The organism is Cupriavidus sp. 05N38 (assembly GCF_056397345.1).
In genome coordinates this window covers 196,388-213,173 of record NZ_JBFTNF010000001.1, presented here as the reverse complement: position 1 = coordinate 213,173, position 16,786 = coordinate 196,388, and the positions used below count along the sequence as shown (strand labels likewise).

Annotated in this window: 13 protein-coding genes; 8 read left to right on the top strand and 5 right to left on the bottom strand. The window is 69.6% G+C overall.

Annotated features, from left to right (window positions below):
- Positions 1-229 precede the first annotated feature (229 nt).
- Together AC1DK4_RS00885 and AC1DK4_RS00880 are read left to right on the top strand one after the other, a co-directional pair.
- Positions 230-958: an IclR family transcriptional regulator gene (locus tag AC1DK4_RS00885; protein WP_441615090.1), complete on the top strand. Its 729-nt coding sequence runs from the start codon at positions 230-232 to the stop codon at positions 956-958.
- A 295-nt stretch (positions 959-1,253) separates the two neighbouring features.
- Positions 1,254-2,483 (top strand): GGDEF domain-containing protein, encoded by a 1,230-nt coding sequence (locus AC1DK4_RS00880; RefSeq protein ID WP_477116812.1) that lies wholly within the window; start codon positions 1,254-1,256, stop codon positions 2,481-2,483.
- Between the two features lie 21 nt (positions 2,484-2,504).
- On the opposite strand, the gene AC1DK4_RS00875 is transcribed toward AC1DK4_RS00880, so the two are convergent.
- From AC1DK4_RS00875 to AC1DK4_RS00855, 5 genes are all read right to left on the bottom strand, one after another.
- Positions 2,505-3,383: a citryl-CoA lyase gene (locus AC1DK4_RS00875; protein WP_441615086.1), complete on the bottom strand. Its 879-nt coding sequence runs from the start codon at positions 3,381-3,383 to the stop codon at positions 2,505-2,507.
- Complete coding sequence (locus AC1DK4_RS00870; RefSeq protein WP_441615084.1) at positions 3,380-4,579, bottom strand: CaiB/BaiF CoA transferase family protein; 1,200 nt, start codon at positions 4,577-4,579, stop codon at positions 3,380-3,382. The genes AC1DK4_RS00875 and AC1DK4_RS00870 overlap by 4 nt, the downstream gene beginning before the upstream one ends.
- A gap of 74 nt (positions 4,580-4,653) precedes the next feature.
- Entirely contained in the window at positions 4,654-5,637 is a 984-nt protein-coding gene (locus AC1DK4_RS00865) for a Bug family tripartite tricarboxylate transporter substrate binding protein (protein WP_477131368.1), read from the bottom strand.
- Positions 5,638-6,081: 444 nt separating this feature from the next.
- Positions 6,082-7,089 (bottom strand): Bug family tripartite tricarboxylate transporter substrate binding protein, encoded by a 1,008-nt coding sequence (locus AC1DK4_RS00860; protein WP_441615080.1) that lies wholly within the window; start codon positions 7,087-7,089, stop codon positions 6,082-6,084.
- A 156-nt stretch (positions 7,090-7,245) separates the two neighbouring features.
- Positions 7,246-7,971: an MgtC/SapB family protein gene (locus AC1DK4_RS00855; protein WP_441615078.1), complete on the bottom strand. Its 726-nt coding sequence runs from the start codon at positions 7,969-7,971 to the stop codon at positions 7,246-7,248.
- Positions 7,972-8,644: 673 nt separating this feature from the next.
- On the opposite strand from AC1DK4_RS00855, the gene AC1DK4_RS00850 reads away from it, so the two are divergent.
- The 6 genes from AC1DK4_RS00850 to AC1DK4_RS00825 all read left to right on the top strand — a co-directional run bounded on the left by AC1DK4_RS00850 (position 8,645) and on the right by AC1DK4_RS00825 (position 16,698).
- The gene (locus tag AC1DK4_RS00850; protein ID WP_441643288.1) at positions 8,645-9,148 is read left to right on the top strand and encodes a DUF6630 family protein; all 504 of its coding nucleotides are present in this window, start codon (positions 8,645-8,647) and stop codon (positions 9,146-9,148) included.
- A 251-nt stretch (positions 9,149-9,399) separates the two neighbouring features.
- Entirely contained in the window at positions 9,400-10,107 is a 708-nt protein-coding gene (locus tag AC1DK4_RS00845; protein WP_441615074.1) for a response regulator transcription factor, read from the top strand.
- Positions 10,108-10,535: 428 nt separating this feature from the next.
- Positions 10,536-11,435, top strand: coding sequence for a polysaccharide deacetylase family protein (locus AC1DK4_RS00840; protein ID WP_441615072.1), 900 nt, complete (start codon positions 10,536-10,538; stop codon positions 11,433-11,435).
- A gap of 105 nt (positions 11,436-11,540) precedes the next feature.
- Positions 11,541-12,191, top strand: coding sequence for a MotA/TolQ/ExbB proton channel family protein (locus AC1DK4_RS00835; protein WP_441615070.1), 651 nt, complete (start codon positions 11,541-11,543; stop codon positions 12,189-12,191).
- Positions 12,191-12,619 (top strand): DUF2149 domain-containing protein, encoded by a 429-nt coding sequence (locus tag AC1DK4_RS00830; protein ID WP_441615069.1) that lies wholly within the window; start codon positions 12,191-12,193, stop codon positions 12,617-12,619. Before AC1DK4_RS00835 ends, AC1DK4_RS00830 begins: the two co-directional genes overlap by 1 nt.
- Positions 12,616-16,698, top strand: coding sequence for a cobaltochelatase subunit CobN (locus AC1DK4_RS00825; RefSeq protein ID WP_477131367.1), 4,083 nt, complete (start codon positions 12,616-12,618; stop codon positions 16,696-16,698). Before AC1DK4_RS00830 ends, AC1DK4_RS00825 begins: the two co-directional genes overlap by 4 nt.
- The last annotated feature ends 88 nt before the right edge of the window (positions 16,699-16,786 follow it).

The window sequence follows — 16,786 nt, the reverse complement described above, 5'->3', positions numbered from 1 at the left end:
GATCACTCAGGGGACAATGCAAGGGCGGGGCGGCGGGCTTGCCGTCATGTGCATCCGCAACAAAAGAGAGGTCCGCCGGCGCGCAACGGCCGGCATGGCCGCATTGACAATAGCAATGCCGTTCTATACCGTGGAACCGCAATGCAAAAAGGGCCAGTGCCATCCGGTCCCTGGCGCCAGCTTTCCTTCCTGCTTCTTCCCTGCTTCCTCCCTGCCCACTGTCCGACCGATGCCCCGTAAAGCCGCCCAACTCTCCGAAGCCGACAAGCATGCCGCCGAGGGCGGTGCCGTCGCCGTGGACCGCGCCTTGTTCGTGTTGTCCGCCTTCCGGCTGGGCGACACCACGCTAAGCCTGGTCGAGCTGGCGCAGCGCTCGGGCCTGTACAAGAGCACGCTGCTGCGCCTGCTGGCCTCGCTCGAGCATGCCCGCCTGGTGCAGCGCCAGAGCGATGGCCGCTATGGCCTGGGGCCCGAGGTCGCGCGCCTGCACGCGGTCTATTCCGCTTCGTTTTCGCTGGAGCTGGTGGTGATGCCCGTACTGCGCCAGCTGGTGCAGGCCACGCGCGAAAGCGCGGCCTTCCATATCGATCAGGGCGAGCATCGTCTCTGCCTGTACCGTATCGATTCGCCGCAGCCGGTGCGCGATCATGCCAAGGCGGGCGACCTGCTGCCGCGCAACCGCGGCGCCGGCGGGCGTGTGCTGCGCGCGTTCAGCGGCGCGCGCGGCGAGCTTTACCAGAAGATCCGCGACGAAGGCGTGGCCGCGATGGTCGGTGACCGCGTGGCGGATATCGCCGGCGTCTCCTCGCCGGTGTTCGGGCCGGACGGCGAACTGAAGGGCGCGCTGACCCTGACCTGCCCGACGCCGCGCTTCGACGAGGGTTTCCGCCCGCATGTGTTGCTTGCCGCACGCGACCTGACGCTCGCGCTGGGCGGCACCTTTCCCTATGCCGTCTGAGCGCGGCATGCGCCCGGCTGCCTGACGGAATCCGGGGCTTCGCAGGATCCGCTCGCGGGGGGCCATCCGGGTCAACCCCTAGGACGCTGGCGGACAGCCGCCGGTTTGCGGCGGGTCAATATCGATGTCGGAATCATCCCATGCCCGGCTTGTCGGGGGTGCCAGCTAAGGGCCGGTAACGTTATCATGCGCGTTTGCGAAGTTGGCCCACGCAGCCGGGACTGCGCCCGCCGTGACGGGAGCGCTGCCAACGTCGTCAACGTCAACGGCAACACGGCATCTTCAAAGGACTCCCGTGCAGTTAGACCAGCAAGCGGTAGTTGTTGTCATGGTGGTGGTGTACGCCAGCACACTGGCCATATCGCTGGGCCTGCTGGTCGCGCTGCGGCCGAGCGAGGCCGGGCGGCTGTGGGCGGCAGGGCACCTGCTGCTGTCCGCCGCCGGGCTGGTGCTGGCCCTCAATGCCTCGGACCGGCAAGTCTATGTGAGCGCCGGCGGCGCGGCCGTCTTTATTGCCGGGCGGCTGCTGATCTATCGCGGCGTGCGCGTCTACTACGGGCTGGTGTCGTGGGACCGCACGCTGGCGCTGGGCGTGTCGCTGGCCGGACTGGCCCTGCTCGGTGCCGCCGGCATGGCCAACAGCTATGCGCGCCTGCATGTGATTGGCTATGGCTGCCTGGCCCTGGTGGCGACGCTGACGGCAATCACCTTGTTGCATTCCCATGGCGGGCGCCGCAGTGTCGGCACGCCACTGGTGCTGGTGGCCACCCTGATCCACCTGGTGACCCAGCTGACCGGCCTTGCCGCCGGACTGGGCGGCATGGTGTTTTCCGGTCCGTTCTACGCCAGCAATGCCAGCGCCATGCTGCTGCTCTCGCCCATGGTGGCAACCCTGCTGGGCTTGTTCGGCTTCACGCTGATGGCGATGGAGCAGGTCATTGCCGTCAACGAGAACGGCGCCCGGCTCGACGCGCTGACACGGCTGTTCAACCGGGGCGCGCTCGACAAGGCGGCCACCAGCCTGGTGGCGGCATGGGAGCGGCACGGCCAGCCCTTGTCCTGCCTGGTGATCGATGTGGACCACTTCAAGCAGGTCAACGACCGCAACGGCCACCACGCAGGCGATACCGTGCTAAAGCTGATCGCCGAGGCCATCGACAACTCGCGGCGCGCCTCCGATGTGGCCGGCCGCTACGGCGGGGAGGAATTCTGCATCCTCTGCCCGCATACCGATGAAAGCCAGGCCACCGCGCTGGCCAACCGCATCCTGAAGAAAGTCCGCACGATTCCCTTGCCCGGCGCGCCAGCCGCGTTCGCCAGCGTCAGCATCGGCGTGGCCGAACTGCGCGGCGGGGCGGCGGGCGTGGAAGGCCTGTGGCGCGCCTTGTTCGCGGCGGCCGACCGTGCGCTGTACGCGGCCAAGGAATTCGGCCGCGATCGCTACGCGCTGGCGTCGTGGATGGCGCCGGTCACGCGCCCGGTGCCCGGCGACGTGGGCGATTCCTCCCCCGTGCCGAGCCGCTAGGCGCCAGGCGCTCACCCGCAGTCAGTCCTGCCTCGGCGGTACATCCCGTTGCGGGTGCCCGTCATAGGTCCAGATGTACTGGCGCGGGATCGGGCCTTTGTTGCGCCCGCCTTGCTGGGTCTGCTCCCATGCATGCGCCAGGATGCCCACCGAGCGGGACAGGCAGAACAGCCCGCGCGCCAGCGGCGCCGGGAAGCCCAGCTCGGCGTAGATGACCGCGGTGGCGCCGTCGATGTTCATGGGGATGGGCTTGCTGCGGCCCGCGCCGAGCTCGGCCTCCACCGCGCGCGCGATGGTCGCGAAGCGCCCCGGCACCACACCGTCTTGCGCGGCCTGGTCCACCAGGGCCAGCAGGCGCGGCGCGCGCGGATCGAGCGGATGGAAGCGGTGGCCGAAGCCCGAGACGAACTTGCCGTGCGCGTCGCGGTAGTCGGCCAGCGCCGCCTTGACCGCTTCGGCCTGGGGCAGGCCGCCGTCGATGCGCCGCGCCACGTCCTGGTACAGCTCCACCGCCTGCTCGCCGGCGCCGCCGTGCACGTCGCCGAGCACGTTGACGGCCGAGGCCATCGCATTGTTCAGGCCCACGCCGCAGGTGGCGGCCATGCGCGCGATGGCGATGCTGGGCGCCTGCGGGCCGTGGTCCACCGCGGACATCAGCGCGGCATCCAGCAGCTCGCCCTGCTTGCGGCTTGGCAGCTCGCCGCGCAGCATCAGCCAGATCATCTGCGCGAACGAGACCTGCCCGATCAGCTGCTCGATGGGGTAGCCGCGGTAGCGGATCTCGCCGGGCTGCATGTCGATGATCTCGGTGCGCCACCAGTCCTGGGACAGGCGCTGGCCTTCGTTGATGCCGGCCTGATCGCCGGTGTCGCCGGCAGCTTGCTTGATGGGGTCGCTCATACTGCGCGCTCCTGTTGCAGGGTTTCGATATCGGCCTCGCCATAGCCCAGCTGGGCGAGGATCTCGCGGGTGTGCTGGCCGAGCTCCGGCGGCGGCGTATCCACCGAGGGCGCTTCGCCGTTGAGTTTGAAGCCGGTGCGCACCAGGCGGATGTCGCGGCCCACGCCGGGGACGTCGGCAAAGTCGCCGATCATGCCGCGCCCGCTGATCTGCGGGTGGTCCAGCGTCTGCGGCACGCTGTAGACCGGGCCGGCGGGCACGCCGGCTTCGTTGAGCAGCGCCCACCATTCGTCGGCGGATTTCTTCGCCAGCTCGGCTTCCAGCTCGCGCGTCAGCGCCGCGCGGTTGGCCAGGCGCGACTGGCGCTCGGCAAAGCGCGCATCGGTGGCGAGCTCGGGGCGGCCCACTACGCGGCACACCGCCTCGAACTGTTCCTGCTTGTTGGCGGCGATATTGAGCAGCCCCGCGCCGGTATGGAAGGCGCCGGACGGGCTCGCCGTCATGTTCTCGTTGCCCATGGGGGACGGGGTCTTGCCGGCGATCAGGTAGTTGGACACCACCCAGCCCATGGTGGCGAGGGTGGCCTCCAGCATGGACACATCGATGAAATAGCCCTCGGTGCGCTGGTGGTCCGCCAGCGCGGCGGCCACGGCAAAGGCCGCGGTGATGCCGCCGATGGTGTCGGAGACCGGGTAGCCCACGCGGTAGGGCGCGGTCTGCGGATCGCCGGTGATGCTCATCACCCCGGACATGCCCTGGATGATCTGGTCATAGGCCGGCAGGTCGGACAGCGGGCCGTCCTGGCCGAAGCCGGAGATGCCGCAGTAGATCAGCTTCGGGTTGACCTGCTTGAGCGCCTCGAAGCCCAGGCCCAGGCGTTCCATCACGCCGGGGCGGAAGTTCTCCACCAGCACGTCGGCGCTGGCCACCAGCTTGCGGAACACTTCCTTGCCGCGCGCATGCTTGAGATTGACGGTGATGGAGCGCTTGCCCGGGTTCTGCGCCAGGAAGGACACGCCCATCAGCCGGCGGTTGAGTTCGGCATCCGCGCCGAGCTGGCGCGCCAGGTCGCCGGTGCCCGGTGTTTCCACCTTGATGACCTCGGCGCCCATATGGGCCAGTTGGTGACAGCAGAACGGCCCGGCCAGCACATTGGTGAGGTCGAGCACGCGGATATGGCGTAGCGGTTTTTGCATGGTGCGTGATCTCGTTGAAGCAAAAGGGAGCCGGGGGCTGCGAGCCGCCGCGCACGGCGGCGCAATCGCCCCTCTTACTCTACCTTGGCGCCCGACTGGCGCACGATGGTGCCCCAGCGGGTGTTCTCGGCCTTGATGAAGGCAGCCAGTTCGGCGGGGGTGCCGCCGCGCGGCTCGCTGCCTTCCTCGCGCATCTTGGCGATGGTATCGGGCTGGGCGATGGCCTTGTTGATTTCCTCGTTGACGCGCTTGATCACGTCGGCCGGCGTACCGGCGGGCGCCACCAGCGCCTTCCAGTCTTCGGCCTGGAAGCCGGCGTAGCCGCCTTCGATCACGGTGGGCACGTCGGCCACCAGCGGCAGGCGCTTGGACGAGGTCACCGCCAGCGCGCGCAGCTTGCCGGCCTTGATCATCGGCAGCGCGATCGGCGGCGTGGCGAAGTAGAAATCGGTCTGGCCGCCCAGCAGGTCGGTCAGCGCCGGCGAGGYGCCCTTGTACGGCACATGCAGCATCTTGATGCCGGTGCGGCGCGCGAACATCTCGCCGGTCAGGTGGCCCACGGTGCCGGTGCCGGCCGAGGCCATCGACAGCTGCCTGGCCTTGCCCGCGGCGACGAGGTCGGCCAGGTTCTTGTATGGCGCGTCCTTGCGCACGATCAGCACCAGCGGCTGGGCGGAAACCAGTGCCACCGGGGTGAAGTCCTTGACCGCGTCATACGGCATCTTGGGATACAGCGTGGGGTTGATCGCCAGGTTGGCGGTCTGGCCCATGCCCAGGGTATAGCCGTCCGGGCGCGCCTTGGCCACGGCGTCCATGCCGATATTGCCGCCCGCGCCGGCGCGGTTTTCCACCACCACGTTCCAGTGCGTGCTCATGCCCACCTTGTTGAACACCAGGCGCGCCATGACATCGGTGCCACCGGCCGGCGGGAAGGGCACCACCAGCCGCACCGGCTGGCTGGGGTAGGTGTCGGCGGCGGCAGGCAGGGCGGCGGCGAGCAGCGTCGCGGGCACGGCAAGCATCAGCAGGGCGCGGATGGGGGAGGGAAAGCGCTTCATTGGGTCTCCGTCTATGGGTGTTGCAAGGCGGCGCCTCCGGGCCGCGCCCCGGTCGGAAGGGCGGGCGCATGCGGCGGGCCGGCGATTGCGTCTGGGATGGCGTCTCGATGGCTCGTGGAGGGGGTGTGGCAGCGGCACGGAGGCCGTCATTCCCACCTTGCCTCCAGATTTTACGTTCTATACAACAGAACAACGATCTTACTTAAGGAATTTAAACGAGAGAATAGGAGTGCCGGGGATGGTTGTCAAGGCGCCTTTGGCGCAAGCACCGCGCGGTCCGGGCACGGGTTTGCCGCCGGAACGGCAATGCGCCGGACTGGAAGGAAAAGCGGGGGGGAGGGGGGCGGCCCGCGGGGCGGGCCGGTTGCCCGCGACGGGGCTGGGAGGCGGGAGGGAGGCAGGGGCGGGCGGCGGCCGGCATCGGCGCGGCCGCCGCGGCCGGGCTTAGTCGAGCGAGATCTTCGCGGCCTTGATGATTTCGGCGTACCGCGCCGAATCGCGGTCGATCAGCTTGCGGAACTCATCCGGCGTGCTGCCCACGCCGATAAAGCCCAGGTTCTCCAGCTTCTTCTGCACGTCGGGCGAGCGCACCGCCTCGGCGATTTCCTTCGACATGCGGTCGATGACCGGCTGCGGCGTGCCGGCAGGCGCCATCAGCCCGGCCCAGGAGCTCATCACGAAACCGGGAAAGCCGGCTTCTTCCATGGTCGGGATATTGGGCTCGCCCGGCCAGCGCTTGGCCGACGCCACCGCCAGCACATTGATCTTGCCTGCCTTGGCCTGCGGCATCGGCACCAGCAGCGGGTCGAACACCATCGACACATTGCCCGACATCAGGTCGGTCAGGATGGGCGCGCTGCCGTTGTACGGGATATGCGTCATCTCCATCTTGCTGACCATGCCGAACTTGGTGCCGACCAGGTGGGCGCTCGAGCCGGTGCCGCTGGAGCCGAAGTTCAGCTTGCCCGGGTTCCTGTGGCCGTATTCAACCAGCTGGGCGACCGTGGTGGCGGGCACGGACTTGCTGGAAAACAGGAACAGCGGCAGGTCCGCCATCAGCGCTACCGGGGTCAGGTCGCGCGGCTTGTACTGCAGGTGCGAATACAGGCTCGGGTTGGCCGAATAGGCGGCCAGCACCGACAGGAAGGTGTAGCCGTCGGGCTTGGCGCGCGCCGCTACCGAAGTACCGAGCGTGGAATTGCCGCCGGGCTTGTTCTCGATCACGATCGGCTGCTTGAGGCGCTCGGCAACCTTTTCGAAGACGATGCGCGAGACGGTGTCGGTGGAACCGCCCGGCGTATAGGGCACGATCACCTTGATCGGCTTGGCGGGCCATGCCTCGGCGGCGATGGCGGGGACGGCTGCGGCGACGGCCTGGCAGGCGATGGCGGTGGCCAGGAGGTGGCGGGCAAGGCGCGGCGCGCGGCCGGCAGGCGACTTCGAAACTTTCATGTGCTCCTCGTATGTAATGAGACCGCGCCGGGATCGCCGTCCACGGTCGGCACAAGGATGCCATGTTGTTCGTACATTGCAACAACACCAGCCATTTTTCTGTGCGTTGATCGCCTGCCCGGACGGGGGGGTGCGCCAGGAGGCGGTCATGCCGCTTCAGTCCGTCGTGCTGGGGCTCCAGAACGCCTGGTGGATATGCTCGGACTCGGCCAGCTGCGCCATCAGGCGGTCGAGCACATCGCCGTCGACCGAGGTGGAAGTCAGCACTGCCTCGATCTCCACATCGGCATCGCCGAAGGCATGCACTTCGAGGTCGCGCATCGGGTAGCTGCCTGTCTCCAGTGTCCGCTCCAGCAGTTGCAGCGCCTGCTTCTGCGAAGCGCGCGGCGCGATCACGTAGACGGTGTTGGTGACTTCCACCGCCGGGGTGTCCATCGGCTGCTGGTTGATGCGGTTGACCACCGGCCGCAGCAGCGTGTTGGCGGCCAGCACGAACAGGCAGCCAACCGTGGCCTCGATGATCAGGTCCGCGCCGGCGCAGGCGCCGATGGCCGCCGAACCCCACAGCGTGGCGGCGGTATTGAGCCCGCGCACATTGCCTTCCTCGCGCATGATCACGCCGGCACCGAGGAAGCCGATGCCGGATACCACGTAGGCCACCACGCGCACCGCGCCGTCGTGCCCGGCCATGCGGTTGGCCATGTCGACAAAGATCGCCGCCCCCACCGCCACCAGCACATTGGTGCGCAGGCCGGCGGTGCGCTGGCGGAGTTGCCGCTCGTAGCCGATCACCGTGCCCAGCACGAAGGCCGTGGTCAGGCTCACGAGGGTGTCCAACAGCGAGGCGAGGTTGATGTTCTGGAAAGCTTGGAGGGAGTGCATGGCAGATGTTCCCGGACGTGAAGCCGATACGCTTCGTGATGATTGTGCCTGGGCCTGGCCCTGGCGCTATTGCGTTTGTACGACGGGCAGGTGTCAGGCCGGTGTGGCCGGCATTGGCCGCGACGACAAGAGCGCGACAAGGCAGCGACACGGCAGCGCACGGCAGCGCACGGCGGGGCGGCGTGCGCGCGGGATGCGGTCCCGCGCGCACGAGCGCATCCCGCGGCATGGTGGCCGCCGGTCTTGCAATGAACTGGGAGAGCAGGCATTGCGCGGAGAACCCGTGCAATGCACCGCCACTACCGGCCGGTTCCGGCGAGGCAGTGGCGAAAGGACGCCTGGACTTGCCTAGCCGTTCAGGATGTGGCCAGGGGCCAGGTAGAACAACTGTCCATGGAGATGACTCCGGAGCGATAACGGGGCGAAGCGTAACAAAGCCGATACGCGCTTGGCAACCGCTTTTTGGGGGGGTGTTAGCGCCATGCCGGAAACGGCCGGCGCGGCACGTGTGCGTGTGGCGCCACGCTACAACCTTTGTCAGAATAGGGGGCCGCGAGCCAAATCCATCGTCGCGGCATCACGGGCAGTGCCACGGCCAATATCGAGTGCGCCGGCCCGTGGCGTTCCGGCAGTGACCACGTCGTTGCTGCCGTCTCCAACCCGCCAGAAGCTTATGACGATTGTGCTCCCGAGTGAAACGCAGGACGCCATGCGCGAGTTGATCCTGCTGGTATGCCTGCACGACCAGGAAGCCGCGGATCGCTACTGGATCGCTTTCCGGCGTGCGCTGGCGCATGCCGGGCCGCGATGCGACGGACATCAGCTGCTGTGGCCGCTGAGCGAAGCCCTCGGCAACGGTGCCGGCTTCTATGTGGAGTGGAATGACAGGGCCGCGCTGGTGCGCAGCGTGCATATGCTGGGCGAGCGCGTCGGCGTGCGCGTGGATTGGGGCGTGAGCGAGCCGCTCGCGCCTGCCTTTCTGGCCGCGCACGATATCCCTCGCCTGATGACGATCGCGCAAGCCTCCATGCGCATGGCCGGTTATAGGCTGTGGTGCTGGGATACGCAGGCCGACGCCTTCGCCGGCTGGATGATCCGCGACAGCGATGAAGCCCGGCTCGCCGGCCTCGCCGCACGCCTGCATCTGATGATCGACCCCGCCGACGAAACCTGCTGACGGCACCGGGTCTTCCGGTCCGTGCTCAGCGCTTCGCACCCAGGCCGGCATTCGCTCCGGCATGCAAATCCCGCGTTCACATTTCGTGACAATTGCCGTGCATGGCTGAGATAGGCTAGTCGCGTCCGATGCTGGCCCGGCAGCATGCCCGCGAGCGCTTTCTTGCATCGCAGTCGCCTATCTCGTTCGCCGAACATCCCGGCGCATATGGCTGGACACGGTAACGTTCCGGGCATGGTCATGAGAGATCCATGAGAATTGCTTCGGTGGAAGACGATGAGAGCCAGGCCGAGCTGATCCGGCGGATCGTGGAGGACGCGGGCTTCGCGTGCGCGACCTACGGCAGCGGTGGCGCCTTCGTGCGCGCGCTGCGCGAACATACCTTCGACCTCGTTATCCTCGACTGGCAGCTGCCCGACATCAGCGGGCTCGATCTCGTGCAGTGGATCCGCCAGCGCGTCGGCCGCCTCCTGCCGATCCTGTTCCTGACCAGCCGGCCGCTCGAGGAGAGCATCGTCGCCGCGCTGGGCGCCGGCGCGGATGACTACATGATCAAGCCGATCCGCCGCGCCGAACTGGTGGCGCGCATGCGCGCGCTGTTGCGCCGCGCTTATCCGCAGGCGATGGTGCGCAGCGAGCTGGTCGAAGTCGGCAGCTATGCGGTGGATCCCGTGGCGCGCACCATCACGCTGCGCGGCGCCAGGCTGGACGTGTCGCCGCGCGAGTTCGACGTGGCACTGTTCCTGTTCCGCAACGTGGGCCGGCTGCTGTCGCGCGAGATGATGGAGAAAGCCGTGTGGGGCCGCGTGATCGGGCCCGACTCGCGCACGCTCGATACCCATGTGTCGCGCCTGCGCATCAAGCTTGCGCTGCGCCCGCACAACGGCGTGCGGCTGACCTCGGTGTATTCGCACGGCTATCGCTTCGACGCGGTGGCCGAGCCTGGCGGGCCCGGCTGAGCCGCGGCCTGCGCGCGCGAGCGGCATGCCGACACAGTTGTTTACGGTGCCGCGCCGGCCAGAGGCTAGTCTGAATGCAGGGGAGGCTTTCGCCGGCTTCCCGTACCCGTCGGCAGCGCCCGCTTCGCTGCCGGTCTTGCCAACCAGGCCATGTCGTGTGGCCTGGTCTTTTTTGCGTGCGCGAATTGCCGTCCCGGTGGCCCGGCAGGGGTTGCGGATGCGGATTCCCGGCGCCTTCGCCGGGCCCCCGGGGGGGCTATGGCACAATGCCGCGTCGTGTCCGCCATGCCCTGATGGCCGTTGCGGCGGCTCGCGCACACGCGCGGGCAGCTGCGGCCGGATGCCTTGTTCCTTGCCTGAAACTTCATGACGGTACGCCGGCGTAGCGCACACAGTGGCGCGCCGCGCGAAGCCGCGCGCCCCCACGCATGCGTTTTTCTCGTTTTTGTCTTTTTGCCGGCGCCATGCTGGCCAGCGGCCTGTGCGCCGCATCGCCGGCCACGGCACCGGTTCCGGCCGGATTCCAGCCTGCCGCGCCGGGCATCCAGCTGGCGGCATTGCGCGCCGCGCGCCCGCTGCCACCGATCCGCTTCCTGCTCACTTTCGACGACGGCCCCGATGCCGGCGAGGACGGCAGCACGCCGCTGATCCTGCGCCAGCTTGCCGACAACCCGGTCACGCCAGGCATCAAGGCGCTGTTTTTCGTGCAGACCGCCCACCCGCGGCGCGGCGGCGGCGACGAGGGCAAGGCGCAGATGCATGCCACCTGCAAGGCCGGGCACCGGCTCGCGGTACACAGCGGACTGCCGATCGGGCACCTGTCGCACACCCGGCTGGAGCCGGAGGAACTGGAAGCCTCGCTGCTGTCCGGCGAGGCCGACATCATCGAGCAATGCCGCGGCGCGGCGCAACTGGTGCGCCCGCCCAACTGGGCCTACAACGACGCCGTGCAGGCGGTCTACCGCAAGCTCGGCCTCGGCATGCTCATGTCGGACATCAATGCGCGCGACGGCAAGATCTACGGCTGGCACATCAGCCTGCGCCGGCGCTCGCACATGAACAGCGAGCTGGCGCAGGTCAAGGTGGCCCTGTCCGAGCAGCGCCTGGCGCTGGCCGGCGGCGTGGCGCCCATCGTGGTGAGCTTCCACGATACCAACGACTACACCGCGTCGCACATGACGGAGTACCTGCAGATCCTGGTGGAGGAAGCGAAGAACAACGGCCTGGTGCTGGCCGATCCGCCGTTCTACACCGACGCGCGCGTGGCCGAGCGGGCCGCGCGGGTGCGTGCGCTGTCGGGCGTCTACGCGCGCGCCAGCTGGCCCTGAAGCCACGGCGGCGGCGTCGGCCGCCGCGTACAATGCTGCGCCACGGCAGTCCGCTTCCCTTTGGCGGCTGCGCCGACCCGCCCCTGCAACTAGCTGACATTCACGATGGAAAGCGCCGTCACCGAGATCTTCTATCGCCTTTCCACGGCGTTCTTCTGGCCGGTCGCCCTGGCCTTGCTGGTGCTGTTCGTGCTGTCGCTGGCCGACCTGGGCAGCCTGCTGGTGCAGTCGCGCCGCCGGGCCGCCTCGCCGCGCAGCGACCTGCCGGCGCTGGCCAATGCGCTGGCCTGCGGCCTGCGCCAGGGCGCGCGGGCGCAATTGCAGGCGGTGCCGATGTCGCCCGCGCTGGCGCGCTTCTGGGGTTTGCTCGAAGGCCGCCTGGCGCGCCTCGATTCGCACGAGCATCTCGACCTGTGGCTGGACGAGACCCTGCAGCGCGAGGAAATGCGCGTGGCCAACCGGCTCGACCTGACCCGCACGCTGGTGCGCATCGCACCCATGCTGGGGCTGGCGGGCACCATCATCCCGCTCGGGCCGGCGCTGCAGTCGTTGCTGGCCGGCGACATGGCCGGCATGGTCAACCACCTGGTGATCGGTTTCGGCGCGGTGGTCTGCGGGCTGGTGCTGGGCGGCATCGCCTATGTGCTCACGCTCACGCGCGAGCGCTGGGCGCGTGCCGACCTGAAGGAAATGGAGAACCTGTGCGAGCTGGTGCTGCGCGCCATGCCCGCGCCGGGCGCCGGGGCGCACGGCTGATGGACGCCGGCCACGGACACCAGTTCCGGCGCCGCCGCTTCGTGCGCCGCCGCCGCGCCCAGGGCGAACTTGCCTCGGTGCATCGCGAAGACCCGCTGGCCGGCGTGGCCAACCTGTTCGATGCATCGATCGTGTTCGCGGTGGGCCTGATGGTGGCGCTCACGCAAGCCTTCAGCCTGACCCAGCTGCTCGATCCCGATGCGCGCTTCACCCTGGTCCAGCGCGATCCGCGCACGGGCGAACTGCAACTGCTCGAGAAGAACCGCAAGGAAGTGAAGGTCAGCAAGTTGTCCGCGCAGCAGAAGGCGGGCGAGGGCACGCGCCTCGGCGTGGCCTACCGGTTGCCGGACGGCAGCGTGGTCTATGTGCCCGAAGGCGCGCCGGCCTCCGCCGCGCAAGCCGTGCCGGCGGCGGGCGCCGGCAAATGAGGCTGGCCCGGCAGCGCTGGCTGCTGATGTCCCTCGCCTTGCTCTGCTGGCTGGGCGCGTGGCCATGGCACGCCAGCGCCGCCGCGCCCGTGCGCGTGCTGGTGGTCACCACCAACACCCACCTGCTGCCCGCCGCCGAGGCGCGCCTGCGCGAACTGGCCGGGCCGGGCAGGGTGGTGGTGGAGGCGGTCACCACCGCGCCCGCCGCGGCGCAGATCGCCGCCGCCGATGCCATCTACGCCTATTTCGCGCCCGCCGCCGTGCTCAGGCAGATGGCGCCGGCCATGCGCCAGGCAAGGCAGCGCGGCGCGCTGCTGCTGGCGGCGCCCGCCGCAACCGCCGAGGCCGCGTGGGGCATCAGCCTCGACGCGCCGCGTGGCCAGGCCGCCGAGGCGTACTGGAGCGCCGGCGGCGCCGACAACGTGGCCGGCTGGCTGGCCTGGACCATCGCCCAGGTGCGCGGCACGGATGCCATCGCCGTACCGCCGCCGCATCCGCTGCCCGCGTCCGGCATCTACCATCCGCGCGCCGCGCAGGCGTTCGCCACGCTGGCGGCATACCTGGCTTGGTATCGCACCGCGAGCGGCCTGCCGGCCCAGGCGCCGCTGGTGGGCATCGCTTTCTACGCCAGCAACTACCGCCAGCAGGATCTCGCCCATATCGATGCGCTGGTGGCCGCGCTGGAGAGCCAGGGCATCGGCGCCGTGCCGGTGTTCGGCTGGCCGCTTTCCAGCCTGGATGCGGCGCTGACGGTGGACGGGCGCAGCCCGCTGCGCGCGCTGTTCACGCTCAACCTCACCATCAGCCGCGCCGAGGACAAGGCCTGGCTGGAGCGCCACGGCCTGCACGCCATCAACCTGCTGGCCACGCGCGACAGCCAGGCCGCCTGGCGCGCCGACGCGCGCGGTATCGCCGGCGAGCGCCTGCCGCTGCTGCTCAACACGCCCGAGCGCGCCGGGGCCGGCGAGCCGATCCTGTTCGCCACGCTGGAAGACGAAAACGGCGCCAAGACCAGCCGCGCCGTGCCGGAGCGCGCCGATGCCGCGGTGGCGCGCGTGCGGCGCTGGATCGCGCTGCAGGACAAGCCGGCAGCGGACAAGCACATCGCCATCCTCTACTACAACAACCCGCCGGGCAGCGGCAATATCGGTGCCAGCTACCTGGCCACGCTGCCCTCGCTCGCGCAGATCATGGCGCGCCTGCGCGCGGCCGGCTACCAGACCGGCACTGCCTTGCCGGATACCGCGGAGCTGACCGCGCTGCTGGAGCGCAACGGCCGCAATATGGAGGAATGGTCGCCGGGCGAGCTGCGCGAGATGGTCGCGCGCGGACGCGTCACGCTGCTGCCGATGGCGCAATACAAGCGCTGGTTCGAGGCGCTGCCCGCGGCGTTCCGCCAGTCCGTGCTGGCCGCCTGGGGCCCGCCCGAGCGCAATCCGCTGATGCTGGTGGACGATGGCCGCGGCGGGCAGGATTTCGTGATTCCGGGCCTGCGCTTCGGCAACCTGTTCGTGGGGCCGCAACCGCTGCGCTCCACCTTCGCGCGCGCGATGGACACCTCGCACGACACCGTCACCCCGCCGCCGCATTCGTATATCGCCGCCTACCTCTGGTACCGCCACGCCTTCGGCGCCGACGCGATGGTCCACGTGGGGCGCCACGGCACGCTGGAATGGCTGCCCGGCAAGCAGGTGGGGCAGGCCGGCGACGACAGCGCCGAAGTGCTGCTGGGCGACCTGCCCAACGCCTACTACTACATCCAGGACGGCGGCGGCGAGGCCATACAGGCCAAGCGCCGCAGCGCCGCCGTGCTGGTCAGCCACCTGACCCCGCTGCTGACCCGCGCCGGCATGCCGGCCGCGCTGGCGAAGCTCGACGAGGTGATCGAGCAGCAGGAAGCCACCGCCGACAGCGCACCCGCGCTGGCCGAACAATACCGCCTGCAGGCACTGGCGCAGATCCGCGCGCTGGGCCTGGACCGCCAGCTCGGCGTGGACCTCGCCGCGCCATGGGAACAGGTCGAGCCGGTGATCCACCGGTTCCTGCACAAGGTGGAAGCCGAGCCGATGCCGCAAGGCATCCATGTGCTGGGCGAACTGCCGCCAGCGGATTTCCAGCGGCAGGCGCTGGCTACCGTGCTGGAAAGCGCGTTCGACGCCGGCGAGCGCAAACGCCTGGGCCATGACCCGTTGGCGAACTGGGCCGGCGCGCTGCTCGACGGGCGCGAGCCGGATCTGGCGGACCTGACGCCGCCGCTGGCGGACAAGGCAAAGGCCGCGCTGGCCGCGGCGCGCGCATGGCTGGCCGGCCTGCGCGCCTCACCGCGGAGCGAACTTGACGGCCTGGTGACGGTGCTCGCGGGCCGCTACCTGCCGACCGCGCCGCTCGGCGATCCGGTGCGCACGCCGCAGGGCCTGCCCACCGGGCGCAACCTGCATGCCTTCGACGGTGCCTTCATCCCCACGCCGGCCGCGTGGGAAGTCGGCAAGATGCTGGCGCGGCAGACGCTGGCGCGCTACCAGGCCGAAACCGGCGCGGCGCCCGAGCAGGTCTCGATGGTGCTGTTCTACGGCGAGACCGAGCGCCACCAGGGCGCGATGGAAAGCGAGGCGCTCTACCTGATGGGCGTGGAGCCGGTGTGGAACGCGCGCGGCGTGGTCGAGGACGTGCGGCTGATTCCCGATGCGCAGCTTGGCCGCCCGCGTGTCAACGTGCTGTTCACCATCTCCGGCATCTACCGCGACGGCTTCGGCGACAAGGTGGCGCTGCTGGACAAGGCCGCGCGCCTGGCCGCGGCCGCCGGCGACAACGCCGTCAGCCGCCACGACCGCGAGGCGCAGGCCGCGCTGCTGGCCGCCGGCGTGGCGCCGCCGCTGGYCGGGCGCCTGGCGCGCGCCCGCGTGTTCGCCGCCAGGCCGGGCAACTACAGCATCGGCGTGAACCAGATGGTGGAGCAGAGCCGCGACGTGGCCGGCGCCAACGGTTCCGCCGCACAGCCGGGGCAGGCGCTGGCGCAGCAATACCTGCGCTACATGAACTTCGCCTTCTCCGCCGAAGGCTGGGGCGAGACCGCGCCGCAGGCGCTGGCCAGCCACCTCAAGTCCAACCAGGCCGTGTTGTTCTCGCGCGCCAGCACGCTCTACGGCGCGCTCGACAACGACGATACCTACCAGTACGCCGGCGGCCTCAACCTCGCCACGCGCGCGGTCAGCGGGCAGGCACCGCGCTTCTGGCTGCACAACCTGCGCCGCCCCGCCGAGGCCGAGACCGTGGACGCGCGCACCTGGCTGGCCACCGAACTCAACGCGCGCAACTGGAACCCGCGCTGGATCGCAGGCATGCAGCGCTCCGGCTATGCCGGCGCGCGCGAGATGTTCAAGGAGATCGAGCATCTCTACGGTTTCCAGGCCACCAGCCCGGAACAGATGAGCGGCGATTTCTGGCAGCGGACCTACGACGTCTACGTGGCAGACAAGCTCGGCATGGGCATGGACAAGTTCTTCGCCGGCAACAACCCGCACGCGCGGCAAGGCATCCTGGCGCGCCTGCTGGAAGTGGACCGGCAGGGCAGCTATCGCTTCACGCCGGCCGAGCGCGCCGACATGGCGCGGCGCTACGTGGCATCGGTCAACCGCGACGGACTGTCGTGCACGGCCAATAGCTGTGGCAATCCGGCGCTGATGCAGTACATCGCGGGGCTGGGCCAGCAGGCCCGCCTGCCGGTGGATGCGCTGCGCGCGTTCGGCGAGCGGCTGGCGCGGGCGACGCCGGGGCGCGAGCCGGCTGCGCAGGGCAGCGGCCCGGCGCGGCCAGTGGCGGCAACGGCGGCCGCTCGCACGGTTGCCACGCCGCCAAAGCCGGCGCCGCCGGTGCCGCCGTTGCCGCCGTTGCCGCGCACGACCGAACACGTGGTCGGCCGGTTGCTCGAAGCGCGCACGCTCAACCTTGCGCCTTCGGCGCCGCTTGCCGGTCTGCGGCCACGCGAGGCGTGGTGGATGGCGGCACTGATGCTGTTGCTGGTCGGCGCCGGTGCCGGCGTGGAATGGCACCGGGGCCGGCGCCGGCAGGCCCAGCGCTAGCGGCGCGGCGGTGGACAGTACCGCACGATGTCTTTATGCTGTTCGCCTCGTTTCCACCGGCTGCCGCAAGCCGGACCCCGCTTTCCAA